Genomic DNA, 25,847 nt, shown 5'->3' with positions numbered 1-25,847 from the left:
CACGCTTTAAGGAGGGAGCCCATTGGACATTCTATTTGAAAATCCGCTATTAATCGCGATTATCATCGGTATCATTTCTGCGGTTTTTGGGAAAATCGGTAAACAAGAGGAGAACGAACAAAAGAGCCAGCAAAACAAACCGGCTCCTCAGCGTAAACCAGTGCCGCAAAAGCAAACAAAACAAACAAGTCCAGATCCGGTCGTAACGGACCAACTTGACGATTTTGGCGATGTACATGACCATGGCGGGATGAAGAAACAAGGTTCACAGTCCTTACAGGATCGTTATACCGCTACACTTGCCGAAATGGAAGAAAGAAAAAGCGAGCTGAATAAAGAGTTTCAATCGCTTGAAAGACAGCTTACTAGGCCAAAGGCAGCATCTGCTGAAATGAAGCCGAAAATCATTGAGAAGCTCAACCAAGATACGGTCGTTCAAGGGATGATCCTTGGTGAAGTATTTGGAGAGCCTCGTGCGAAAAAGCCGCATCGAACGATGAAACGACCATATAAAAGATAAAGAAGAAAGTCCCCTTATTCTTAAGGGGGCTTTTTTGTTGCGTAATGGAGATTTTTCTTAGTCAAAATGATGAAACGGCTGTTTTACGGGATTCATTAGCATGATATGAACCGCTAAGGAATAGGATGATATAGAGGCTTTCTCATCAGTCTCACCATCTTTCAGTTTGATCTCATACACATGAGGTGGGAAGGGGTTCTTATTGAATGGGAAAAAGAAAAAATCGACTTAAAGCATGGCTGACAAGAACACTTGAAATCCCTCCGGACGTGATGATGGATCTTCCCCGTATTACGATGGTTGGCAGACTCCATATTTACATAGAGAACCATAAAGGGCTTTTACTTTTCAGTGATCAAGAGGTAAGGCTGATGCTCAAGCAAGGACAGTGCATTATTTCAGGAAAAGACTTTGTGATTAAAACGATTTTGCCAGAAGAGATCTTATTAGAGGGGAAAATCGATGAGGTCCGTTATATTGATTCTTAACTGACGGAGGGGAGAAACGTGAAGAACAAATGGTTTGCCTATTTTATTGGCAGAGTGGAAGTGGAGATAAGAGGAAGCGGTATTGAGCGGCTGATCAATGAGTGCACGAGACAGGGGATCACAATTTTTCAAGTGAGCCGCCGTCAAGACAGCGTGCGCTTATTTATTCGCCTCTCAGATGTACATGCCTTTAGAAAAGTGCGCAGACATCATGAGGTGAAATGTTCGTTTCATCAAAAGAAAGGGTTCCCGTTTCTTCTTCTATGGTCGAGAAGAAATATTGGCTTCACCCTCGGGATGGCTTTTTTCCTAGTGACGATATTGGCTCTTTCAAATATGGTGTGGAAAATTGAGATTAAAGGTGCGAATCCAGAAACAGAACACCAAATGAGAAAGCATCTGGACGAAATAGGGGTACAAAAAGGGCGTTTTCAGTTTCTCATGGGGACACCTGAAAAAATACAAAAGTCATTGACGACCAATATCCAGAGCATTACATGGGTCGGAGTTGAACTGAACGGAACGACGTTTCAAATGAAAGTGGTCGAAAAAAATGAACCTGAAAAGGAGAAATATACGAGTCCTCAGCACATCGTTGCCAAGAAAAAGGCGGTCATCACGAGAATGTATGTAGAAAAGGGGGAACCGCTTGCCCAGGTCGATGAACATGTGAAAAAAGGGCAGATGCTCGTCTCAGGTTTAATTGGGAGTGAAGATCAGAAAAAAACGGTCGGAGCCAAAGCGAAAATCTATGGTGAAACATGGTACCGATCTGAAGTTTCTGTCCCTCTCCGAACATCTTTTGATGTCTTTACGGGTAAAATGAAGACAAAGCACAAGCTCTCCTTATTTGGAGGCTCCATCCCATTTTGGGGATTTTCCTTTAAAAAAGATGATTTTCAGCAGCCGAAAACAGAAAAAGAAGTTCACCCGCTTCATTTTTTGAATATGCAATTGCCGTTCTCCTATGAAAAGGAAATCACACGAGAAAGTGAAAAAATAAATCGAGAATACACAAATAAAGAAGCGGTTCAAGCAGGGATTAAAATGGGTAAAAAAGAATTAGAAGAAAAGCTAGGTCAAACAGGTGAGGTGAAAAGTGAAAAAGTTTTGCACGAGACAACAGGGAATGGTAAAGTTAAGTTAATCATCCTTTACCAAGTAATAGAAGATATTGTTCAACCAACACCTATTGTTCAGGGAGACTAGAGAATGACAGAACATTTACTTGAGATTCAACAAAAATTGGATAGCCCAAATGAAGCCATTGCTTTATTTGGCAATCAAGATGCTTATCTGAAACTGATGGAAAACGAGCTGAATGTCTCCATTATCACACGTGGAGAGAAAGTGTATGTTTCTGGTCAGGAAGCATCAAGAGATACTGTGAGCCGTTTGATTACATCTCTCTTACATCTCATTCGTAAAGGAATTGAGATTTCTGAGCGGGATGTCGTCTATGCCATTAAAATGGCGCAAAAAGACAAGCTCAATTATTTTGAAAATATGTATGAAGATGAAATTACGAAAAATGCCAAAGGCAAGTCGATCAGAGTCAAAACGATCGGCCAGCGTGAATATGCTGCGGCAATGAAAAAAGATGATCTGGTCTTTGGGATTGGACCTGCTGGTACAGGTAAAACGTATTTAGCAGTGGTCAACGCCGTACATGCCCTGAAAAATGGACATGTCAAACGGATTATCCTGACAAGGCCAGCTGTTGAAGCAGGAGAAAGTCTTGGCTTTTTGCCAGGAGATTTAAAAGAAAAAGTCGATCCTTATTTAAGACCGCTATATGATGCTCTGCACGATGTGCTTGGTAGTGATCATACGGAACGTTTAATTGAGCGCGGAGTGATTGAAATTGCCCCTCTTGCCTATATGAGAGGGCGGACGCTTGATGATGCATTTGTGATTTTAGATGAAGCGCAGAATACAACGCCAGCTCAAATGAAAATGTTTTTGACGAGACTAGGCTTTGGTTCTAAAATGGTCATTACAGGAGATATTACACAAATTGATTTGCCTAAAGGTATGCAGTCAGGCCTTGCAGCTGCAAAGGACATGCTTGCTGAGATCAAGGGTATCTCATTCATTGAATTAGATCAGACAGATGTGGTCAGACACCCGCTTGTGGCGAAGATCATTGGAGCATACGAAAAGCAAAAATGAACTGAGTGACCCGATCGCCTTAATCGGGTCATTTTGTTTCGATCGTGGTTTAAAGTAAAAAAGGAGGTACTTTCCTTGAGAAAGAATCAGAAAGGCAGTAAGCGCAAAAGGCTGCTGTCTAAAAAAGAACCTCAGAAAATGGAGCGCTCACGCTATTTAAACGTACTGCTATACGCTGGTTTAGCGGCCATCCTGTTTGTGGTGCTCTTCTTCCATGTAAAGCCTGAATCGCTCGACCTAGATTTGTTTTCAGTGAGCGAACAGACCATTTATTCTCCGTCTACCGTTGATGACCAAGAAGCAACAGAAGAAAAGAAACAAGAAGCAACGGATCAAGTGGAAGACCAATATACACTCAAAAAAGCGTATTCTGATAATCGTGTTGACCTCATTTCATCCCTCTTTGAAGCCATTAAAGAAGAGAAGAAAGCAGCAGCTGATGACAAAGAGAACCCGCCAACAGATCAAGAGATGGTGAAGCGTGTAAAAGAGAAACTCACAACCGATATGCAGGAAGCTGTTTCGGATCAATCGATTAAAGCACTGCTCCAAGCAAGTGACGAAAACCTTTCTTTTACAAAGGACTCCATCATCACAGTGGTCAATTCGCTCATGGGTAAAGAAATCACAGCTTCTAAGCTGCAAGATGAAAAGAAACAAGTGAAAGCAGAGCTTGAAAACAATTCGATTCCGTCAAAATATTTAAATGCAGCGAAAGAAATTGGTGAATTTGCGATTATTCCAAACTATGTATTTGACCCGGTGGCAACAGAGAAGAAAAGACAAGAAGCAGCTGATAATATCCAGCCGGTTCAAATCAAGCAAGGGCAAATTTTAGTGGAAGAAGGCGAGCTCATTGACCGTGAAGTGTATCGTAAATTAGAACTGACCGGTCTTTTAAACAGCTCCAATTTGTTTAAGCCTGTAAGCGGTCTTATCATCTTAATCGGTCTTTTCTTAGCGGCGATTGTCCACTCACTGGAATCGAGGAAAAAGTCGCTCGTCCATAAGAATAAATCGTTACTGCTGTACTCGCTTATTTTCACCATTATTTTAATCATCATGGAAGTATTCAGTCTCTTCCAGGAAACCAAATATACAACCATCGGCTACGTCGTGCCTGTGGCACTTGGCACTATGCTGATTAAGCTGCTGATCAATGAGCGGCTGGCGATCTTCTCCGGCCTTGTATTTGCCCTTTGCGGCAGTATGATGTTTAATCAAGGAGTAACAGGCGTCTTTAACTATGTCATCTGTGCTTATTATCTAATAAGCGGGATGGCGGGGATTTTATTTTTGAGAAAACATAATGCGAGATCAAAAATTTTGCAGGCGGGGCTTTGGGTAGCTTTGGTGAATGTACTTGTTGTGCTGTCCATTACGCTGATTCAAAATTCTTCTCCATCAGGGCTTGAAATAGGTGTGAACCTCATCATGGCGATTGTGTCAGGGTTTGCATCGGCTATTTTGGTTATTGGGTTAATGCCAGTCTTTGAGAGCATGTTTGGTATTCTTTCGACCATGAAGCTTATTGAATTATCGAACCCGAATCATCCGCTGCTGAAAAAGATCTTAACAGAGACGCCAGGTACATATCATCATAGTGTCATGGTGGCGAATTTAGCGGATGCTGCATGTGAAGCAGTCGGTGCAAATGGATTGTTAGCAAGGGTTGGAGCTTATTATCATGACATTGGAAAAACGAAGAGACCACAATACTTTATTGAAAACCAAATGAACATTGATAATCCGCACGACAAGCTTTCTCCTCAGCTGAGCAAGAATATTATTATTGCCCATACGACAGATGGTGCTGAAATGCTGAGAGAAAAGAAGTTTCCAGAGGAACTTGTGGACATTGCAGAACAGCATCACGGAAAGTCCCTGCTGAAGTTCTTTTACTATAAGGCAAAAGAACGGGATGATCAGGTGACAGAAGAAGAATTTCGTTATCCTGGTCCAAAACCGCAATCGAAAGAAGCGGCCATTATTTCTGTGGCTGACAGCGTGGAAGCGGCGGTTCGTTCGATGCATAATCCAAACCCTGAGCGGATTGAAAAGCTTGTCAAAGGCATTATTTCAGATAAGATGCAGGATGGGCAATTTAGTGAATGTGATCTGACATTTAAAGAATTAAATATTATTAGCCAAACAATTTGTACAACATTAAAGGGGATTTTCCATTCTCGGATTGAATATCCAGATGCCCCGAAGCAGAAGGTGAAGTAAATGACATTGTTAATCGATTTAATAGATGAAACAGGACAAGTATCGAAAGAGCAGCTTGAAGAAGTGGAAAAGCTTCTTCAATTTGCTGCGGATGCCCTTGAGGTAAAAGATCAAGCGGAAGTATCAGTATCGATCGTTTCAAATGAAGAAATTCATCAAATTAATAAAGAATACCGAGGAAAAGATGCACCAACAGATGTAATTTCATTTGCCCTTGAGGAAGAAGGCGAAGGGGAAATTGAAATCATTGGAGCTGATGACATTCCGCCTGTACTTGGTGACATTATCATTAGTGTTGATCGTACGAAAGAGCAAGCAGAGGAATATGGACATTCCTTCATGAGAGAGCTAGGATTTTTAACGATTCATGGTTTTCTTCATTTGCTTGGCTATGATCATATGACAGAAGAAGATGAAAAAGAAATGTTCGCCAAACAGACAAAAATCTTGGATGATTATGGCCTTTCGAGATCATCGTAAGAAGCGAACGCCGCTTGTCCGTTTTTTTCGGAGTTTTTATTATGCATTTAGAGGAATATGGCGAACTTTCTTGAATGAACGGAATTTTCGGTTTCACACAGTCGCAGCCATCATCGTGGTGATTTGCGGCTTTTGGTTTCACATTCATCCGGTTGAATGGATGATCATTCTGCTTTTATGCGGCGGGATGTTTGCGTTAGAACTTGTGAATACAGCGATTGAACATACAGTAGATCTTTTCACAGAAGAGAAGCATCCTCTTGCTGAGAGAGCGAAGGACGCCGCAGCAGGCGCTGTTTGCGTTTACGCCGCCATTTCGGTTATGATTGGGTTGATCATCTTCTTACCGAAGATCATGCAATAGAACAATATTACTATTTATTAACATTTTTAGAAATGGGCGTGAAAATGTCACGTGAATTATGTAAAATATAAATGTGACAGTGGTACCATTTCTTCTGAAAGTGGGAACTAGAATGAACAAACAAGAGTTGATTTCAGAAGCAGTCAAAGCAAGAGATTTTGCATATGTACCCTATTCTAAATTCAAAGTCGGTGCAGCATTATTATCGCATGACGGAAAAGTGTATGGCGGCTGCAATATTGAAAATGCAGCATATGGTATGTGTAATTGTGCGGAAAGAACAGCACTTTTTAAAGCGTACTCAGAGGGCATCACATCTTTTCAAATGCTTGCAGTAGTGGCTGATACAGATCGGCCTGTTTCACCATGCGGCGCATGCAGACAGGTCATTTCAGAGCTATGTGCACCTGATATGCCAGTGATTCTAACGAACTTAAAAGGTCATATATACGAAACGACAGTAAACGAACTATTGCCAGGCGCATTTTCACCGGAGGATTTAAATGACTAACGAAAGCTTCAAATCAGGATTTGTATCAATTATTGGAAGACCAAATGTAGGTAAATCGACCTTTCTTAATCGTGTAATTGGACAAAAGATTGCGATTATGAGTGATAAGCCCCAAACGACTCGAAACAAAGTGCAAGGTGTTCTGACAACGAACACGTCACAAACGATTTTTATCGATACACCAGGAATTCATAAACCGAAGCACAAACTTGGCGATTTTATGATGAGGGTGGCTCAAAATACACTCAAGGAAGTCGACCTGATCTTGTTTATGATCAACGCACAGGAAGGCTATGGAAAAGGTGATGAATTCATCATTGAACGACTAAAGCAAACATCGACACCGGTGTTCCTTGTCGTCAATAAAATTGACCAAATTCATCCGGATGAACTGTTCCTTTTAATTGATGAATACCGCACACGTTACCCATTTAAGGAAATTGTGCCAATTTCAGCACTTGAAGGCAACAACATTGATACTCTTCTTCAGCAAATTGAAGGTTATCTTCCAGAAGGCCCTCAATTTTATCCGGCAGATCAAGTAACAGATCACCCAGAGCGATTTATTATTTCTGAATTAATTCGTGAAAAAGTGCTGCATTTAACGAGAGAAGAGATCCCTCACAGTATTGCGGTTGCAATTGAATCGATCAAGCCAGATGAAAACGGCAAGATTCATGTTGCAGCGACCATCGTCGTAGAACGTGATTCACAAAAAGGGATTGTGATTGGTAAGCGCGGCAGCTTATTAAAAGAAGTGGGACAAAAAGCGCGCAGAGACATTGAAGCACTTTTAGGCTCAAAGGTGTATTTAGAGCTTTGGGTAAAAGTGCAGAAGGACTGGCGTAATAAATCCACACATCTTCGTGATTTCGGATTTAGAGAAGACGAATATTAAAAACCGATACAGTTGTTAGTAGATCTGACAATGGTGCGGTTCGATTAGTAAAAATTGTTTATCATGAAATGGAGGTAGCCTGGTCAAGATAAAATTAATATGTTGGATGTAGCGTTGCTGCTTCTAATAAAGAAAGGTGGGGTTTTTATGTTGAATTTTACATGGAACGTATTTTCACAAACAGGAAGCGTTGACACGTATCTGCTTTTCAAAGAGTTAGAAAAGGAGAACCTGGAAAGACCCGATGTACTTGAAGAAGAAATAGCACGACTTGATTTTCCAATCTTATAATTCTTGACCCCCTCCAATGCTCGGAGTGTAGACAAATGCTCATTAAAAGTGAAGGAATCGTCCTTAGAACAACAGATTATGGCGAAACAAACAAAATTGTCACGCTGCTCACTAGAGAACATGGGAAAATTGGTGTGATGGCAAGAGGCGCTAAGAAATCGAACAGCCGCCTGTCAGCCATAAGCCAGCCGTTTTTATACGGAACCTTCCTGATCCAATCATCAACAGGACTTGGAACGCTCCAGCAAGGTGAAATGATGGAAAGCATGCGAACCATTCGGGAAGATTTATTTCTGACCGCATATGCCGCATATATGACAGAATTACTTGATAAAGGAACAGAAGAAAAGAAGCCAAACCCTTACTTGTTTGAACTTCTTCTTCAATCTTTACGCCATCTCAATGAAGGCACAGATGCTGATATTATTTTATTTATCGTAGAGGTCAAAATGCTGTCAGTGATGGGGTTGAAGCCTGAACTGGACCAATGTGTACACTGCGGTCAAAAAGAAGGGCAGTTCCATTTCTCAATTAGAGATAACGGATTCATCTGTAGGCAATGCTTTTCTAAAGATCCATATAAACTGCCCTTATCCCCAGCAGCAGCAAGACTGCTCCGTTTGTTTCATTATTTTGATTTATCAAGGCTTGGTCAGGTTGACGTGAAACCACAAACGAAACAAGAAATTCGTCAAGTGCTCGATCATTATTATGAAGAGTATTCAGGTCTTTATTTAAAATCAAAAAAATTCATGAATCAAATGGAATCCATGAAAAAGCTAATGGACGGTGAAAACAAAAGTTGACATCTCTCGTGACTTTTTGTAAGATCATCTAAGATCAAATATGTTGCATTGACAGAAAGAAGTACTTACGTATCAGCCATAAAAGCGACCTTAGGACGGTGTGAGCTAAGGATGGACACGTAACGAAAGGCATTCTTGAGCAACGTAAAACAAAGCGGCTGGGTGCTACGACACCAGCAAATAGGGTGGAACCGCGGGAAAAACTCTCGTCCCTATGTTTGCAAGGAACCTTGTGAGCATAGAGACGGGAGTTTTTGTGTTTTGCAAAAAGGTTCTAGGCCCCACCGCCATACATAGCGGATGGTGTAAAAAAGATGGAGGTGCGATCATTGAATATTCAAGACATGATTTTGACACTGCAAAAGCATTGGTCAAATGAAGGCTGCGTATTAATGCAGGCATATGACACAGAAAAAGGTGCTGGAACGATGAGTCCATACACGTTCCTCAGAAGCATTGGACCAGAGCCATGGAAGGTAGCCTATGTAGAACCGTCAAGACGCCCGGCTGACGGCAGATATGGAGAAAACCCAAACAGATTGTATCAACATCATCAATTTCAAGTGATCATTAAGCCATCACCTGACAATATTCAAGAACTGTATCTAGAATCATTGAAGGCGCTTGGCATTGACCCGCTGAAACATGATATTCGTTTTGTTGAAGACAACTGGGAAAACCCATCTCTTGGCTGCGCAGGACTTGGCTGGGAAGTTTGGCTTGATGGAATGGAAATTACGCAATTTACGTATTTCCAGCAAGTCGGCGGTTTAGAATGTAAGCCAGTTTCTGTTGAAATCACATACGGAATTGAGCGTCTTGCTTCTTACATCCAGGACAAAGAAAATGTATTTGACCTTGAATGGACAGATGGCTTTACTGTAAGAGATTTATTCTTAATGGCTGAATACGAGCATTCTGTGTATACGTTTGAAACATCTAATACGGATATGCTGTTCGATTTATTTACAACATATGAAAAAGAAGCACATAGCCAAATGGACAAAGGGCTTGTTCACCCGGCATATGATTATGTACTCAAATGTTCTCACACATTTAACCTGCTTGATGCCAAAGGCGCGATTTCTGTGACTGAGCGAACAGGCTATATCGGAAGAGTACGTCAGTTAGCGAGAAAAGTAGCTAAAACATATTACGAAGAACGAGAAAAACTAGGATTCCCTATGCTAAAAGAGGAGGCGGCTTCTCATGAATAAACAAGATGTATTACTTGAAATCGGCTTAGAAGAGATGCCGGCTCGTTTCATGCCAGAAAGCACAAAGCAGCTAGGTGACAAAGTAAAAGCTTGGTTCGTAGCGCAAAATATTTCATTCGAAGACGTTGCTTTATTTAATTCACCAAGACGTCTAGCTGCACTCGTTAAAGGTGTTGCAGAAAAACAAGAGGACATCAAAGAAGAAGCAAAAGGACCGGCTAAAAAGATTGCTCAAGATGCTGAAGGCAATTGGACAAAAGCTGCCGAAGGTTTTGCCCGCGGACAAGGCGCTTCAACTGATGATCTGTATTTCAAAGACATCAAAGGTGTGGATTATGTCCATGTCCAAAAGTTTCAAGAAGGAAAACAAGTCAAAGACCTTCTTCCAGCATTGGGGGACATTGCCGCTTCATTGAGTTTTCCAAAGAACATGAGATGGGGAAGCGAAGATTTACGCTATATCCGTCCAATTAAATGGATTGTTTGTTTATTTGGTCAAGAGATCATTCCTGTCGAAATTGCAGGAGTGAAAAGCGGACGGGAGACTAGAGGACATCGTTTCCTAGGGACGACAGCCAGCATTGACACACCAGCTTCTTATGAGCAAACATTAAGAGATCAATTTGTCATTGTAGATTCCGATAAAAGAAAACAATTAATTACTGAGCAATTACATGCGCTTTCTTCCGAAAAAGGCTGGGTCATTCCAGTTGATCCTGAGCTTCTAGAAGAAGTGAACGATCTCGTTGAATATCCAACCGTTCTATTTGGTTCTTTTGAAGAAGAATTTCTTGCGCTGCCGGAAGAAGTGCTTGTCACGACAATGAAAGAGCATCAGCGTTATTTCCCAGTGAAAAATGAACAAGGGGAATTACTGCCGCACTTTATTACGGTCAGAAACGGAAACAGTGAGGCACTTGAAAATGTGGCAAGAGGGAACGAAAAGGTCCTTCGTGCACGTTTATCAGATGCGGCATTTTTCTATAAAGAAGACGAAAAACTCGTCATTGAAGACAACATTCAAAAGCTTGATAAAGTCGTATTCCATGAGAAACTTGGCACGATTGGCGACAAGCTGAAAAGAGTAACAGACATTGCCGTCCGCCTTGCTAGTCATGTGGGTGCAGATGAAGAAACGTCTAAACGCGCTGCAAGAGCAGCCAGTATTTCTAAATTTGACCTTGTGACTCAGATGGTCTATGAATTCCCAGAGCTGCAAGGAATCATGGGTGAAAAATATGCTAGAGCACTTGGTGAGCATGAAGAAGTGGCAAAGAGTATCAACGAGCACTATATGCCGCGCTTTGCCGGTGACGATGCGCCGTCAACACTTATTGGGGCGATTGTTGCAGTGGCGGATAAGCTAGATTCTATTTGTTCATTCTTCTCAATTGATGTCATTCCAACGGGCTCTCAAGATCCTTATGGATTAAGAAGACAAGCGAGCGGTATCGTTCAAATCCTGCTCGACCGCCAATGGAATCTTTCATTTAAAGAGCTTTTAGCACTAGCTCAAGTAGATGCAAAACATGAAGCTGCTCTCATTGAATTTTTAACACACCGTTTGAAATATGTTCTCCAAGCAGAACATATCCGTCATGACGTGGTGGAAGCAGTCCTTGATGTTGAAAATATTGAACCATATGCGGTTGTGAAAAAAGCGGCTGTTCTTGAAGAGAGCGTGAAACAGGAGAGTTTCAAAGAAACGGCTGAGGCACTAGGCCGCGTCATTTCAATCAGTAAAAAAGGGGAAGACGCACAGATTCAGCCTGAACTGTTTGAAAATGAACACGAACAAAAGCTATTTGAAGCGTATCAGCAAGCGGAAAAAGCCGTCAACGAGCATATGGCAAGTGGACAGTACCATTCAGCACTTGAAGCGTTAGATACGTTAAAGGCACCAATTGTTCATTATTTCGACCATACCATGGTTCATGCCGATGATGAAAAACTGAAACAAAATCGTTTGGCACAAATGGTCAAACTTGCAAAAGTCATTCAATCATTTGCGAATATGAACAATTTAATTGTAAAATAAATACCTAAGAACGGTTGCCTTTTTCGAAGGGCAATCGTTTTTTACTCATTTAATTCACGGTTTTTGAGTGGATTTTTGTTTCATTCGGACGAAGATGCGCTATAATATGATGAGTTATGAAATTGATATACATAAAGTAAGGATTCGCTCTCTCTATTTAAAGGTGGTGAGTACAATCGAGTTAAATAAACGGCAAGAGCAGATTTTACAGATTGTCAAAGAGAATGGTCCGATCACTGGAGAGCATATCGCCGATCGGCTGAACTTAACAAGGGCTACCCTCAGACCGGATTTAGCCATATTAACGATGTCTGGCTTTTTAGAAGCAAGACCAAGGGTCGGCTACTTTTTTACAGGCAAAACAGGCACGCAGCTTCTGGCAGATAAGCTGAAAAAACTTCAAGTGAAAGATTTTCAGTCCATTCCGGTCGTGATACACGAGAATGTTTCGGTTTATGATGCGATTTGTACGATGTTTTTAGAGGATGTGGGCACATTATTCGTTGTGGACGATCACTCTATTTTAACAGGCGTGTTATCAAGAAAAGACCTCCTTCGAGCAAGTATTGGGAAACAAGAGCTTCCATCTATACCTGTCCATATTATTATGACAAGAATGCCGAACATTACCGTTTGCCGCAAAGAAGATTTTATTATGGATGTGGCCAAGCACTTGATTGAAAAGCAAATAGATGCACTTCCTGTTATAAAAGATACGGATAAAGGCTTTGAAGTGGTCGGCAGAATTACGAAAACAAACATGACGAAAATACTTGTTAGCTTATCAGAGAACGAAATTATCTAATTACAGAAGACTGCGAGGGGATGTTATGAGTAATCGCGTAATTTTTGTTGTATCAGATTCAGTAGGAGAAACGGCAGAGCTCGTGGTCAAAGCGGCACTTAGCCAATTTGATGGCGGCTCATCCGACCACTCGAATATTAGAAGAATCCCATATGTAGAGGATGTCGGTACGATTAAAGAAGTCATTTCACTGGCGAAAGCAGATAATGGGATCGTCTGCTTTACTCTTGTTGTGCCAGAAATGCGCCAATTCTTAATAGAAGAAGCAGAAGCAAATGGCGTCGTGTACTATGACATTATCGGTCCACTTATTGATAAAATGGAGACGGCATATGGAAATGAAGCGAAACATGAGCCAGGTCGTGTACGTCAATTAGATGAGGACTATTTTAAAAAGGTAGAAGCCATTGAGTTCGCTGTGAAATATGATGATGGCCGGGACCCAAGAGGTATTCTAAAGGCTGATATTGTGCTGATTGGTGTATCGCGTACGTCTAAGACACCACTTTCTCAATACTTAGCACATAAACGCTTGAAGGTAGCAAACGTTCCGATTGTTCCTGAAGTTGATCCGCCAGAGGAGTTATTCTCAGTTGATCCAAAAAAATGCATCGGCCTGAAAATTAGTCCAGACAAACTGAATCATATCCGTAAAGAACGTTTAAAATCACTCGGTTTAAATGACCGTGCCATTTATGCGAATATCGAGCGGATTAAAGAGGAACTAGAATATTTTGAAAAAGTGGTTGACCGCATTAACTGTCAAGTTGTTGATGTATCGAATAAAGCAGTTGAGGAGACAGCAAATGTCATTCATCAAATGCTGACCAAAAGAGGTTCCGAATAAACTCAGGATGCTCCTCCTGGGTTTTTCCTATGGTGGGAAACGGGTAAACAAAAACAATAGCATATTTGCTGCATTTGTATTATAATAAAAAATTGTGATAAAATGATTGATTTTAGGTTTAAGTTAAGTCAAGAACGAATAAACTAATATTGGCAGAAGTCAAGTGATTCTGAACATAACTTTTCGACAAAATGAGTTTTACTGTTGATTGCTTTATGGGGGAAAAGTATGGTCTTTTTGCTTCTCTAAAGCAGGAATAAGGTGGAGGGATGGAGAATTAGTCACCTGAATGAACGTAAAAAAGAGAGGACGATTTATGTCGATGCAGATGCTTGTCCTGTAAAAGACGAAATCCTTTCTGTCGCATCTCAATTTCAAGTACCTGTGACTTTCATTGCTTCATATGAGCATTTTCAAACCAAACGATCACCACTTGAAGATTGGCGGTTTGTTGATACACATAAGGAAGCAGCAGATTTAGTCATTGCGAACTTAGCTGTCAAGCACGATATTGTTGTCACCCAGGATATTGGTCTGGCCTCCTTACTGCTTCCAAGACAAGTCATTGTTCTGTCTGAAAGAGGACGAATGTACACAAACGAAACAATTGATTTTGATTTGGAACGCAGGCATGTTTCCAGTAAACAGCGAAGAAAAGGTGTATACGGAAAAGGTCCCAAAAAGCTTTTAGAAGAGGATAAAAAGCGATTTATTGCCCAACTACAAAAAATCCTGTCGAATCATGAAGGATTTTTGAATTAAAAGGCGAATAATGTACGACGGAGTGTTATTAGGATGAGCAAACGTATACCAGATGAACTTTTGGAGCAAATCCAAAAAAACGCAGACATTGTCGAAGTGATTGGAGAATACGTACAGCTTAGAAAACAAGGTCGGAATTACTTCGGTCTTTGTCCATTCCATGGTGAAAATACTCCTTCATTCTCTGTTTCAGCAGATAAGCAAATCTTCCATTGTTTTGGCTGTGGTGCAGGAGGCAATGTATTTTCGTTCCTCAGACAAATGGAAGGCTACTCATTTATTGAAGCCGTTTCACATGTTGCTGATAAGTACCATATTGATTTGCCGGATCATGTAGCGAATGCGCAGATCAGTTCCTCACAGCAAGAGGATACAGCAGATCATAAAATGATTGAGGCGCATGAGCTTCTTAAGAAATTTTACCACCATTTGCTGGTAAATACAAAGGAAGGTCAAAACGCACTCGATTATTTAAGGTCCAGGGGCTTTACGGATGAAACAATTGCCAAGTTTGAGATCGGGTATGCTCTCGACTCGTGGGATTTCGTGACCAAGTTTTTAGAAAAACGAGGGTTTGATCCTGCGATGATGGAGAAGGCTGGTCTTTTGATTCAACGAGAAAACGGCACAGGTTTTTTTGACCGCTTTAGAGATCGTGTCATGTTTCCGATTCATGATCATCATGGGACGGTCGTCGCTTTTTCTGGAAGATCACTTGGTGATCAGCAGCCAAAGTATATGAATAGTCCTGAAACGCCACTTTTTCATAAAAGTAAGCTGCTTTATCACTTTCATGACGCGCGTATGCATATTAGAAAACGCGAACGTGCAGTCCTTTTCGAAGGATTTGCTGACGTCATCTCGGCTGTCACAAGTGGTGTTGGCGAAAGTGTTGCAACAATGGGTACGTCTTTAACAGAAGAGCACGTAAAGCTTCTTAGGCGGAACGTTGAAGAGATCATTTTATGTTATGACTCTGACACGGCCGGGTATGAAGCGACCATGAAAGCATCAGATTTGCTTGGAAAAAGAGGATGTAAAGTTCGCGTTGCCATGATACCAGATGGACTTGATCCAGATGATTACATTCGTAAATATGGCGGCGAGAAATTTAGGAATGACATCATAGATGCAAGTGTGACATTAATGACATTTAAGATGAATTTTTTCCGAAGAGGAAAGAATTTGTCTGACGAAGGAGACCGCCTGACTTACATGAAGCAGGTTCTCCGAGAAATTAGCCGATTAAACGGTTCCTTGGAACAAGAGATTTACATGAAGCAGCTGGCCGGGGAGTTCTCCATTTCACTTGACTCATTAAAGGAGCAATTGGAGCTTTTTGAAAAGCAGCAGCGCCAAGAGGCCAAGAGCTCGCAAGAAGAAAATGGGCTTGAAAAGCGGCGTGCACATCTGTCAACACAGGTAAGACGAAAACGTCTAAGGCCGGCATATGAAAACGCAGAGCGAATGCTCCTTGCACATATGTTGAAAAATGATGACGTGATCCGAAAAGTGCTTGATAGGATAGGGTTTGAATTTAATATAGATTCGCACAGAGCGCTGGCAACATACATTTATGCATTGTATGAAGAAGGCAAGGAGCCGACCCCGCAGCATCTGATGAACCGTATAGAAGATGATGTGATTAATCAGCTCCTGACGGATATATTCATGATTCAAGTTGGAGACGAACTAAGTGAAGCTGAATTAAGTGATTATGTAAAAAAAGTGTTGAATCATCGGAATTTGTCAATGATAAAGGAAAAAGAACTAGAACGTGCAGAGGCGGAGAGGCAAAAAGATTTCTTCAAAGCGGCAACACTTGCAAAAGAAATTATTCAGTTGAACCGTTCGCTGAAGTAATACGTCTACTATTTATGACAAGACTTACGGCTGGCAATGAATCCTTTAATGGGAGGAGCATAAGACCGCAAGCATCTTGCCTTCATCATTATTTATTTTATTCCTATTTGCTCATTCTGTTTGATAGAGAGAGAAAGGCAGAGCAGAAGCAAATCGCAAGTTACTTTAGAATTCGTTGCAAGCTTTGGAAGGAGGGATCCATAATGGCTGATAAACAAGCCCACGAAACTGAAACTGAATTAACCTTTGAACAGGTGAGAGATAAGCTCACTGAAACGGGTAAAAAACGGGGCGTTTTAACATACGAAGAAATTGCAGAGCGTATGTCTAGCTTTGAAATTGAATCAGACCAGATGGATGAATACTATGAATACTTAGGCGAACAGGGTGTAGAACTCATCAGTGAAAATGAAGAGACTGAAGACCCAAATGTTCAGCAGCTGGCTAAGGCAGAAGAGGAATTTGACCTGAATGATTTAAGCGTACCACCAGGTGTCAAAATTAATGATCCTGTTCGTATGTACTTAAAAGAGATCGGGCGCGTCAATTTGCTATCTGCTAAAGAAGAGATTACGTATGCTCAAAAGATTGAAGAAGGCGATGAGGAATCAAAAAGAAGATTAGCGGAAGCGAACCTTCGTCTTGTTGTCAGCATTGCGAAACGTTATGTTGGTCGTGGTATGCTGTTCCTTGACTTGATTCAAGAAGGAAACATGGGGCTCATGAAGGCGGTTGAGAAGTTTGATTACCGCAAAGGATACAAATTCTCAACATATGCGACATGGTGGATTAGACAGGCGATCACACGTGCGATTGCCGATCAGGCGAGAACAATCCGGATCCCGGTTCATATGGTGGAAACCATTAATAAATTAATCCGTGTTCAGAGACAGCTTCTACAAGATCTAGGTAGAGAACCAACGCCAGAAGAAATTGCGGAAGACATGGATTTAACACCAGAGAAAGTAAGAGAAATTCTTAAAATTGCGCAAGAGCCAGTATCTTTAGAAACACCTATTGGTGAGGAAGATGACTCGCATCTTGGTGATTTTATCGAAGACCAAGAGGCGACTTCTCCATCAGACCATGCTGCCTATGAGCTCTTAAAAGAGCAGCTTGAAGATGTATTAGATACGCTAACGGACCGTGAAGAAAATGTGCTGAGACTGCGTTTCGGACTAGATGACGGAAGAACACGCACATTAGAAGAGGTAGGAAAGGTGTTTGGCGTAACAAGAGAGCGTATTCGCCAAATTGAAGCGAAAGCTCTTCGTAAATTAAGACACCCAAGCAGAAGTAAACGATTAAAAGACTTCTTAGAATAGAAACCGGACGGATCTTGAGAGAGATCCGTTCTTTCTTCATCAAAATGAAAACGCTTTTTTGACCTGATTATATTTTACTGAATAACAAATGAATTTGCAACGTTCTTAGAGAAAAGATGTATAAAAAATACATCTAAATGTGCTGAAGGCTTCATTTCTCATTTTGAATCATTTTTGTCTAATCTGTGAACTTGACCAAAGTTTTGTATCATAATTCGTTTACTTTTTGTAAAATTAAAGTAGAATTAGAATTGTTTGCATAGTCTCAAAGGGGTTTTTCACAAAGGGGAGGATGAAAGAAATGAAACGGAATCCACTTATACCATTCTTATTGATTGCCATTTTAGGTATTGGACTCACTTTTTTCTTATCAATGAAGGGGCTGAAAGATGAAGACAAAATTGCCTCTGGGGGCAAAGAGCAAAAGCAAGAAGAGACCGCAAATGCGACGCCGGAAGAATTGTATAAGCAGAACTGTATTAGCTGTCATGGGGAAAACTACGAAGGTGGCGCTGGTCCTGCATTAAAAGGTGTTGGCGACAAGCTTGAAGTAGCAGACATCAAGAAAAAAATTCAAGAAGGCGGAAATGGGATGCCGGGCGGGCTAATTCCGAATGAAAAGCTCGATGAAATGTCAGAATGGGTATCCAAAATTAAATAATAAAGCGCAAAAAGCTCTTTTTCATCAGAAGAGCTTTTTTCATTTGAAAACGACTTTTAAAAAGTCCATAATTTATATAAGATAGACAAGTATGAACATTAAAGAAAAGTAGTGATATGGATGAATGAAATGAATTTGTCAAAACGATTAAAAAGAGTCGCAGACTTTTTACCAAAAGAGGCGGTCTTTGCTGATATTGGCTCAGATCATGCCTATTTGCCATGTTATGCGATATTACATCATAAAGCATTGAAAGCCATTGCTGGTGAAATTACTGATGGACCGCTTCAATCTGCGAAGCAGCAAGTACATAGGCTTGAATTAGATGAGCAGATTTCAGTCAGAAAAGGAAATGGCCTTGAAGTGATTGAAAAAGGCGAGGTGAATGCTGTCACGATTGCAGGAATGGGCGGAGCACTCATTGCAAGCATTCTAAATGAAGGTAAACACAAGCTCACAGGGCAGGAGCGGCTTATTCTTCAGCCTAATATTCATGCTCACCATATTCGTTTATGGCTCTATCAAGAGGGGTATGAACTGATGGATGAAGTGATTTTAGAAGAGGATGGCAAGATATACGAAATCATCATTGCCGAAACTGGCGACAAAGATAAAGCTTATGAAGGCATGTCGATTGAAACAGGCATGCTCGTTGGTCCGTTTCTTGCCAAAGAGCAAAATGATGTCTTCCGGCGCAAATGGATGAATGAGCTCCAGCACATGGAGCATATAGAAGGCCAGATTCAAAAAACAGCGCCGACGGAAGAGAACAAAGAACGTCTGAAAGAGCTGAATGCGAAAATAAAAATTCTAAAGGAGGTTTTGACTGTTGGCTAAAACAGTGAACGGGCATGAAATCATCCAATTATTTGAGCAATTTTCACCAAAGGCATATGCGGTGGAAGGTGATAAAATCGGGCTCCAGATTGGAACGCTGAATAAAAAAGTGAACAATGTCATGATCACCTTAGATGTATTAGAAAATGTGGTAGATGAGGCAATTGAGCGGAAGGTGGATCTCATTATTGCCCACCATCCGCCAATTTTCCGTCCATTAAAACATGTGGCGACAGATCAGCCGGCAGGACGGATCATTGAGAAATGCATCAAACATGATATTGCGGTGTATGTAGCACATACAAACCTGGATGTGGCTGATGGAGGAGTCAATGACTTGCTTGCAGAGGCTTTAGAGCTCGGGGAAACAAAAGTGCTAGTTCCAACATACGAAGATCCAATTAAGCAGCTAGCCTTGTATGTTCCAGTGGAATTTGAAGAGGCCATCAGGACGGCTTTAGGAAATGCGGGAGCTGGCCATATTGGCAACTACAGTCATTGCGCTTTTTCAAATGAAGGGACAGGCAGTTTTTTGCCATCAGAAGAAGCTGTGCCATTTATTGGTGAGACGGGTAAATTGGAATTTGTGAAAGAAGTACGAATCGAAACCATTTTCCCAGCAAGTATTGAAAAACAAGTGATTCGTGAAATGATCAAAGCACACCCTTATGAAGAAGTGGCTTACAGTGTACACACGACAGATCTTCCTCCTATTCAAAAAGGCCTTGGCCGTATTGGAGAATTAAAAGAACCTATGACACTTAAAGACTTCACTCAATTTGTGAAAACGAAGTTAGATGTGAATGGAGCGCGTTTTGTAGGAAATCAGGAAGCGATCGTGAAAAAAGTAGCTGTGCTTGGAGGAGACGGAAATAAATATATCCATCAAGCGAAAAGAATGGGTGCAGATGTGTACGTGACTGGCGACCTTTATTTCCATGTCGCTCACGATGCCATGATGCTCGGACTGAATGTAGTGGACCCAGGTCATTACGCAGAAAAGATCATGAAAGAGGGCGTGAAGACAAAGCTAGAATCGCTATGTACAGATAAAAAATATGATGTGCAATTCTTTGTATCAGAATCAAACACAAACCCGTTTCAATTTGTGTAAGCAAAAACGTCAGAGCATAGCAGCTCTGACGTTTTTTTATTTCTTTGTTTTCACGCGAGGTAATATCTTAGAAAGAGGAACCGTCCGTTCAATTTTCCATGTTGATTCATCATCAGGTTCGTAGTTTTCTAAGAAACGAATGACTTCTTTTGTAATAGGTGTTGGTGTGGAAGCACCTGCAGTAACGGCAACTGTTTTTACCCCTTGGAGCCATTCAAGCTTTAACTCACTGAGATCACCAATTCGGTAAGCCTGCGTTCCTGCAATCTCCATTGACACTTGCGCCAGACGATTTGAGTTGTTACTTTTTGGATCGCCGACCACAATGGTCAGATCGGCTTGGCCTGCTTGCTGTGACACAGCTTCCTGACGTACCTGTGTCGCAAGGCAGATTTCTTGATGGTACTCGACGTGAGGATATTTTTCTTTAATGAGCTCCATCAGATCATGAACATCCCACTGAGACATTGTCGTCTGATTGGTGATGAGTAGTTTATCTGACGTTAAATCGAGCGCTTTAATATCAGCTTCTGTTTCGACAAGGTGGACTTTGTCAGGTGCAACACCGACGGCTCCTTCTGGCTCAGGGTGACCCTTTTTCCCGATATAAATAATGTCATATCCATCAGCTGTTTTTTCTGAAATGAGTTCATGTGTTTTCGTGACATCTGGACAGGTCGCATCAATGGCGACAAGGCCTTTTTCTTCTGCAATTTGACGGACTTCAGGAGATACGCCGTGAGCAGTGAAAATGACTGTGCCACTTTCAACCTGCTTTAAAATATCCAGACGGTTTGGTCCGTCCAGTGTGTAAATTCCATCTTCTTCGAAGGCGTCTGTGACATGTTTGTTGTGCACAATCATACCTAATATATAAATTGGGCGTGGCAAGTTTTTATCAAGTGCGGCATTTTTAGCAATGACCATTGCATCTACAACGCCATAGCAATAGCCACGCGGCGAAATTTTAATTACATTCATTTATTCGTCCTCCTGTAGGGAAGTGCTGCTAGAGAAGAACAATATAAAAAGCCGTGAAAAACGGCTTTTGATCATTCTCTTCCTTCATTATAGCCAAAGTAAGCGCATATATCAAAGATTGTTATACATGGGAAACACTTCGCCTTTAAAAGGTCACTAGACATATAGTTTAGGAATGGAACTGCCCGATCTTTTTTTCGGTTTTGCTTCAGGAGCAGCTGATGTGTGTACAGTCCCTTTTTTGACAAGGATGTCCTCTGGTTCTTCTTCTTTTCCTTCTTCTATTTCATCATCAACTGGTTCGTGCGGACCGTCTGTTTCTGCAGTGATTTCTTTTGGTTCTTCGTCTGCATCATTCGTATTTGTTTCATCATCATCCGCACTGCCAAGCTGGCTATAGAGTTTAATCATGGCAGGCAAATTTCTGACTAAAGGACCGTATTGCTGAATCATAGGCGTGAATTGCTGCGCCATTCCGAGTACTTTTTGAACATTTCCTAACATGCTTGAAAGGTTCGCAGGGTTTGCGAAGCTCTGGATTCCTTGTAATCCCGCACCACCTCCAGCTCCAGAGATCCCTGCTCCTCCAGCTCCAGGAAGAAATTTTGCCAGCATGCCCTTAATTCCGGCTCCGCCGCCTAGTGCACGGCTTTCGCCTCCAGGAATGCCACCCATCCCGCGTAGACCGCCGCCTTGTACAGACGGAGAGCGAGGCATCATTTGTTGAAATTGGTTGCCTTGCCCTTGAAAAGGCTGTTCGATCGGAGCCTGCTGTCTCCGTTGAAAAATCCCGGGCTGTCCGCCATTTCCAAGGTGCCGGCGTGAGGGGCGATGCGGCTGAAAATCGCCCATAGGCCTTTGCCCTAACATACTTGTACCTCCCTTACTGCATTCTCTTTCTCTTCATAGGTTATGCAAGGAAGTATCATTTGGTTTCCTGTGAGAAAAGCGGACATGGTTTTTTTGCTGAAAATCAGCTATAATGAGGAGATGAGCAAAAAGGCATTGCCTTAAGGAGTGAAAACATGAAAGAAACGAAATTTACGACATATGAATTAAAGTCTTTTATTATAGATGCTATTCATGAACTGGGCTTTTATGAGCCGACTGATATTCAAAAAAGAATCATCCCTGCTGTTTTAAAAGGTGAAAGCGTGATTGGACAGTCTCAAACAGGGACAGGGAAAACCCATGCGTATTTATTGCCGCTTATTCATTCAATTGATCCAAGCAAAGAGCAAGTACAAGTGGTCATTACTGCACCAACACGAGAATTAGCGAATCAAATTTTTAAAGAAGCACAAACGATCTTAAAAAATACGACTCCAGAAGAAGAAATCAAGGCAAAGCTTTACATTGGCGGAACGGACAAGCAGAAATCCATTCAAAAGCTAAAGAATCAGCCGCACTTAGTGGTCGGCACTCCTGGACGTATTGCTGATCTTATTCATGAGCAAGCGCTGAATGTGTACAAAGCAACATCTCTTGTCATTGATGAAGCAGACCTTATGCTAGATATGGGCTTTTTAGAAGATGTGGATCGTATTGGTTCACAAATGCCAGAACAGCTGCAAATGCTCGTGTTCTCAGCAACTATTCCAGAAAAATTAAAACCTTTCCTCAAAAAATATATGGATAATCCGAAATATGCACATGTTGAACCGAAACGAATTACGGCTGAAAACATTCAGCATATTTTAGTTCCATCTAAACAGCGTGATAAATTAAAATTACTTCATGAAATGGTGACGAATGTACAGCCTTATTTAGGGATCATCTTTGCCAATACGAAATCAACTGTTGATGAAATTGCCTCATTCCTACAAGAAAAAGGAATGAAAATTGGGGTACTTCATGGTGGTTTAACGCCTCGTGAACGTAAAAAAGTGATGAAACAAATTGAAGATTTGGAGTTCACATATATTGTGGCATCTGATCTTGCTGCCCGCGGGATTGATATTAAGGGCGTCAGCCACGTGATTAACTATGAGCTCCCATCCGATCTTGATTTTTATGTTCACCGTGTGGGAAGAACGGCTCGCGCTGGTTCATCTGGCATTGCAATGACCATTTATGATCTCGCTGATGAGGATGCACTCGTTCAAATTGAAAAAATGGGTGTTGTGTTTGAAAACAAAACGATTGTTCATGGCGAATGGCGAGATGCAGATGATCGTTTGAAGCGTCAAAGACGTAAAAAAGCACCAAATGAAATTGAAGAAAAAGCAAAACGCCTTGTCAGAAAACCGAAAGCCGTCAAACCTGGATATAAAAAGAAAATGACACGTGAGATGGATAAGATCAAAAGACAAGAACGTAGAAAGTCAAAGCGTAACGGAAAGTAGGGGGACACATTGTTGAAGATTGGATCACATGTATCCATGAGCGGAAAACATATGCTTCTTGCAGCGAGTGAGGAAGCTGCCTCTTATGGTTCAAATACTTTTATGATTTATACAGGTGCACCGCAAAATACGCGCCGTAAAAAAATTGAAGATCTCAATATTGAAGCTGGACAAGCGCATATGAAAGAGCATGGTATGACAGATATCGTCGTTCATGCACCGTATATTATCAATATTGGGAACACAGTGAATCCAGCGACATTTGAGCTTGGAGTGGACTTCCTTCGCTCTGAGATAGAGCGTACAGAAGCGCTAGGTGCAAGACAAATTGTTCTTCATCCAGGTGCGCATGTCGGAGCAGGTGCAGATGCTGGAATTCAAAAAATCATTGAAGGTCTCAATGAAGTCATTGTGAAGGGGCAGGAGGTTCAAATTGCGCTGGAAACAATGGCGGGAAAAGGATCAGAGTGCGGAAGAAGCTTTGAAGAGCTTGCCCAAATTATTGACGGTGTGACACATAACGAAGCACTTTCTGTTTGCTTTGATACGTGTCACACGCACGATGCAGGTTATCCCATTGTGAGTGATTTTGATGGAGTATTAGAAGAATTTGATCGAATTGTCGGGATCGACCGAATCAAAGTTCTTCATATTAATGATAGTAAAAATGTACAAGGCGCAAGAAAAGACCGACATGAAAATATCGGTTTTGGAGAAATTGGTTTTGATGCCCTGAGCTATATCGTTCATCATCCACAGCTTCAAGATGTGCCTAAGATTCTAGAAACGCCTTATGTAGGTGAAGATAAAAAGAACAAGAAACCACCTTACAAATTCGAAATTGCGATGCTGAAAGAAAAGCAATTTGATGAAGGTTTACTAGATAAGATTACGGGTCAATAAAAAGTGCATGCAATGTGATGAGGTGCCGCTAAATGCGGCCCTTTTTTGCCTAATTTGTGAATTGATTAAACAGATCATTGACGGTCTGTGCTGTCTGTTTAGACGTAATCGCTTCCACTTGCTTAAGCAGCCGGTTGCGCTCTGCATCATTAAAAATATTGACGTTTTTCCCATTCATGAGTTTGGCGACCTCAGCAGCCTGATTTGATGTTAAGCTGACCCCGTACTGTTTCGCATACCTTAACAAGTCATTTGCTGTGATCTGATTCAGACGCTGTAACACAATTTTTTGAATTAAAATCAATTCCATTCCTCCCCTCTGTATCAATGTATGGGCGAAAACGGAAAATGTGCAAAAAATTTTATTTTACTCTGTGAAATGATAAAATAGTAAAGTGAATAAAATGTTCATTGAAAACTAAACATGTGTAGAAGGGAGAACGTATGGCAAATAGTAAACAGCATAAAAAGGAATCAGTGCCTCATTTTATTTTGAGAATTTTTCTGATTCTAGTAGGAGCTGCATGTGCGGCAGTCAGCATTGAATTATTTTTAGTGCCAAACAATATTATTGATGGAGGCATCATCGGTATTTCGCTTATTCTGGATTATCTTTTTACGGATAACCCATTCATTAATTTTGCGACGATTGTTGTCATTTTAAATATTCCATTTATGATATCAGGATACAAACATATTGGGAAAACCTTTTTGGTTTCCACTGTGATTGGGATTGTCAGCTTGGCCGTGATTGAATCTTCACTTCATCATGTAGAGGCATTTACGACGCAGCCGATTTTAGCTACTGTATTTGGGGGGCTGTTACTCGGGTTTGGCGTTGGGCTTGTGATACGGAATGGAGGCTCAATGGACGGAACGGAAATCTTAGGAATTCTTCTGACGAAAAAAATTCCTTTCTCCGTCGGTGAGTTTGTCATGATCGTCAATGTGTTCATTTTTATTTGGGCGGGCTTTGTCTTCGGACCGGAGCAAGCTATGTATTCTGTCATGACATATTATTTGGCAATGAAAACAATTGATGCTGTCATTCAAGGACTAGATGAAACAAAAGCTGTCATTATCGTTTCGGATTATTATGATGAAATTTCAGATGCGATTCTTCATCGTCTCGGCAGGGGAACGACCAAGCTTAGAGGAAAAGGCGGTTATACTGATGAAGAAAAAGATGTCATTTACGCCGTCGTGACAAGACTTGAAATTACGAAACTGAAATCTATCGTGTTTGAAATTGATGGTCAAGCCTTTATTACGATTATGGATACGCATGAAACAAAAGGCGGTAAATTCAAAACAGCCATTCATTAGCTTTTATTTTACTTTTTTATCTTTCTTTTATATAATGAAATGTATGTATGGACAAAGAAAATGG

The 25,847-nt window shown here is 41.2% G+C and carries 27 protein-coding genes; 24 read left to right on the top strand and 3 right to left on the bottom strand.

Annotated elements, in window-relative coordinates; genetic code table 11:
- Window positions 1-22: 22 nt before the first annotated feature.
- From LCD34_RS02330 to LCD34_RS02230, 21 genes are all read left to right on the top strand, one after another.
- Window positions 23-520, top strand: a complete 498-nt coding sequence (locus tag LCD34_RS02330) for a hypothetical protein (protein WP_144610279.1) — start codon at window positions 23-25, stop codon at window positions 518-520.
- A gap of 206 nt (window positions 521-726) precedes the next feature.
- Window positions 727-1,008, top strand: a complete 282-nt coding sequence (yqfC, locus tag LCD34_RS02325) for a sporulation protein YqfC (RefSeq protein ID WP_012010618.1) — start codon at window positions 727-729, stop codon at window positions 1,006-1,008.
- 18 nt (window positions 1,009-1,026) lie between these two features.
- On the top strand, window positions 1,027-2,217 hold the full coding sequence (gene yqfD / locus LCD34_RS02320) for a sporulation protein YqfD (protein WP_041506935.1): 1,191 nt from the start codon (window positions 1,027-1,029) through the stop codon (window positions 2,215-2,217).
- Between the two features lie 3 nt (window positions 2,218-2,220).
- Window positions 2,221-3,180, top strand: a complete 960-nt coding sequence (locus LCD34_RS02315) for a PhoH family protein (protein WP_008342419.1) — start codon at window positions 2,221-2,223, stop codon at window positions 3,178-3,180.
- Window positions 3,181-3,294: 114 nt separating this feature from the next.
- Window positions 3,295-5,409, top strand: coding sequence for an HD family phosphohydrolase (locus tag LCD34_RS02310; RefSeq protein WP_370529233.1), 2,115 nt, complete (start codon window positions 3,295-3,297; stop codon window positions 5,407-5,409).
- Entirely contained in the window at window positions 5,410-5,889 is a 480-nt protein-coding gene (gene ybeY, locus LCD34_RS02305; RefSeq protein WP_007501310.1) for an rRNA maturation RNase YbeY, read from the top strand.
- A complete protein-coding gene (locus LCD34_RS02300; RefSeq protein ID WP_008342413.1) occupies window positions 5,867-6,253 on the top strand; it encodes a diacylglycerol kinase family protein in 387 nt (128 codons plus the stop codon). Before ybeY ends, LCD34_RS02300 begins: the two co-directional genes overlap by 23 nt.
- Window positions 6,254-6,365: 112 nt before the next feature.
- Window positions 6,366-6,764 (top strand): cytidine deaminase, encoded by a 399-nt coding sequence (locus LCD34_RS02295; protein WP_008342410.1) that lies wholly within the window; start codon window positions 6,366-6,368, stop codon window positions 6,762-6,764.
- Window positions 6,757-7,662, top strand: coding sequence for a GTPase Era (gene era, locus LCD34_RS02290; protein WP_007501305.1), 906 nt, complete (start codon window positions 6,757-6,759; stop codon window positions 7,660-7,662). Before LCD34_RS02295 ends, era begins: the two co-directional genes overlap by 8 nt.
- A 147-nt stretch (window positions 7,663-7,809) precedes the next feature.
- Complete coding sequence (locus LCD34_RS02285; RefSeq protein WP_008342408.1) at window positions 7,810-7,953, top strand: YqzL family protein; 144 nt, start codon at window positions 7,810-7,812, stop codon at window positions 7,951-7,953.
- A 35-nt stretch (window positions 7,954-7,988) separates the two neighbouring features.
- Window positions 7,989-8,759, top strand: coding sequence for a DNA repair protein RecO (gene recO / locus LCD34_RS02280; RefSeq protein ID WP_007501304.1), 771 nt, complete (start codon window positions 7,989-7,991; stop codon window positions 8,757-8,759).
- A 329-nt stretch (window positions 8,760-9,088) separates the two neighbouring features.
- The gene (gene glyQ / locus LCD34_RS02275) at window positions 9,089-9,976 is read left to right on the top strand and encodes a glycine--tRNA ligase subunit alpha (RefSeq protein WP_003217487.1); all 888 of its coding nucleotides are present in this window, start codon (window positions 9,089-9,091) and stop codon (window positions 9,974-9,976) included.
- On the top strand, window positions 9,969-12,014 hold the full coding sequence (glyS, locus tag LCD34_RS02270; RefSeq protein WP_224558459.1) for a glycine--tRNA ligase subunit beta: 2,046 nt from the start codon (window positions 9,969-9,971) through the stop codon (window positions 12,012-12,014). The genes glyQ and glyS overlap by 8 nt, the downstream gene beginning before the upstream one ends.
- A gap of 166 nt (window positions 12,015-12,180) precedes the next feature.
- Window positions 12,181-12,819 (top strand): helix-turn-helix transcriptional regulator, encoded by a 639-nt coding sequence (locus LCD34_RS02265; protein ID WP_024423017.1) that lies wholly within the window; start codon window positions 12,181-12,183, stop codon window positions 12,817-12,819.
- Window positions 12,820-12,844: 25 nt separating this feature from the next.
- Complete coding sequence (locus LCD34_RS02260) at window positions 12,845-13,666, top strand: pyruvate, water dikinase regulatory protein (RefSeq protein WP_008342399.1); 822 nt, start codon at window positions 12,845-12,847, stop codon at window positions 13,664-13,666.
- A 261-nt stretch (window positions 13,667-13,927) separates the two neighbouring features.
- A complete protein-coding gene (locus tag LCD34_RS02255) occupies window positions 13,928-14,428 on the top strand; it encodes a YaiI/YqxD family protein (protein WP_008342395.1) in 501 nt (166 codons plus the stop codon).
- Between the two features lie 33 nt (window positions 14,429-14,461).
- A complete protein-coding gene (dnaG, locus tag LCD34_RS02250; protein WP_008342393.1) occupies window positions 14,462-16,291 on the top strand; it encodes a DNA primase in 1,830 nt (609 codons plus the stop codon).
- Between the two features lie 203 nt (window positions 16,292-16,494).
- A complete protein-coding gene (rpoD, locus tag LCD34_RS02245; protein ID WP_008342392.1) occupies window positions 16,495-17,616 on the top strand; it encodes an RNA polymerase sigma factor RpoD in 1,122 nt (373 codons plus the stop codon).
- 301 nt (window positions 17,617-17,917) lie between these two features.
- On the top strand, window positions 17,918-18,277 hold the full coding sequence (gene cccA / locus LCD34_RS02240) for a cytochrome c550 (RefSeq protein ID WP_008342390.1): 360 nt from the start codon (window positions 17,918-17,920) through the stop codon (window positions 18,275-18,277).
- Between the two features lie 120 nt (window positions 18,278-18,397).
- Window positions 18,398-19,114, top strand: a complete 717-nt coding sequence (locus tag LCD34_RS02235) for a tRNA (adenine(22)-N(1))-methyltransferase (RefSeq protein ID WP_224558458.1) — start codon at window positions 18,398-18,400, stop codon at window positions 19,112-19,114.
- Window positions 19,107-20,228 (top strand): Nif3-like dinuclear metal center hexameric protein, encoded by a 1,122-nt coding sequence (locus LCD34_RS02230; protein WP_224558457.1) that lies wholly within the window; start codon window positions 19,107-19,109, stop codon window positions 20,226-20,228. Before LCD34_RS02235 ends, LCD34_RS02230 begins: the two co-directional genes overlap by 8 nt.
- A gap of 36 nt (window positions 20,229-20,264) precedes the next feature.
- Here the strand turns inward: LCD34_RS02230 and LCD34_RS02225 are convergent, their stop codons facing one another.
- Both LCD34_RS02225 and LCD34_RS02220 read right to left on the bottom strand, forming a co-directional pair.
- A complete protein-coding gene (locus LCD34_RS02225; protein WP_007501283.1) occupies window positions 20,265-21,209 on the bottom strand; it encodes a 4-hydroxy-3-methylbut-2-enyl diphosphate reductase in 945 nt (314 codons plus the stop codon).
- 156 nt (window positions 21,210-21,365) lie between these two features.
- Window positions 21,366-22,079: a YqfQ family protein gene (locus tag LCD34_RS02220; RefSeq protein ID WP_224558456.1), complete on the bottom strand. Its 714-nt coding sequence runs from the start codon at window positions 22,077-22,079 to the stop codon at window positions 21,366-21,368.
- Between the two features lie 155 nt (window positions 22,080-22,234).
- Between LCD34_RS02220 and LCD34_RS02215 the strand changes: the two genes are divergently transcribed.
- Entirely contained in the window at window positions 22,235-23,554 is a 1,320-nt protein-coding gene (locus tag LCD34_RS02215) for a DEAD/DEAH box helicase (RefSeq protein WP_007501280.1), read from the top strand.
- Window positions 23,555-23,563: 9 nt separating this feature from the next.
- Window positions 23,564-24,457: a deoxyribonuclease IV gene (locus LCD34_RS02210; RefSeq protein ID WP_017358005.1), complete on the top strand. Its 894-nt coding sequence runs from the start codon at window positions 23,564-23,566 to the stop codon at window positions 24,455-24,457.
- A gap of 49 nt (window positions 24,458-24,506) precedes the next feature.
- Here LCD34_RS02210 and LCD34_RS02205 read toward each other — a convergent pair whose 3' ends face one another.
- On the bottom strand, window positions 24,507-24,761 hold the full coding sequence (locus LCD34_RS02205) for a DUF2624 domain-containing protein (RefSeq protein WP_008342377.1): 255 nt from the start codon (window positions 24,759-24,761) through the stop codon (window positions 24,507-24,509).
- 140 nt (window positions 24,762-24,901) lie between these two features.
- On the opposite strand from LCD34_RS02205, the gene LCD34_RS02200 reads away from it, so the two are divergent.
- Entirely contained in the window at window positions 24,902-25,783 is an 882-nt protein-coding gene (locus tag LCD34_RS02200; protein WP_017367617.1) for a YitT family protein, read from the top strand.
- The last annotated feature ends 64 nt before the right edge of the window (window positions 25,784-25,847 follow it).

Source organism: Bacillus sp. RAR_M1_44 (genome assembly GCF_020165935.1).
Lineage (GTDB): Bacteria > Bacillota > Bacilli > Bacillales > Bacillaceae > Bacillus > Bacillus altitudinis.
The sequence above is the reverse complement of the archived record's forward strand: the minus strand, read 5'-3'. Positions and strand labels throughout refer to the sequence as shown.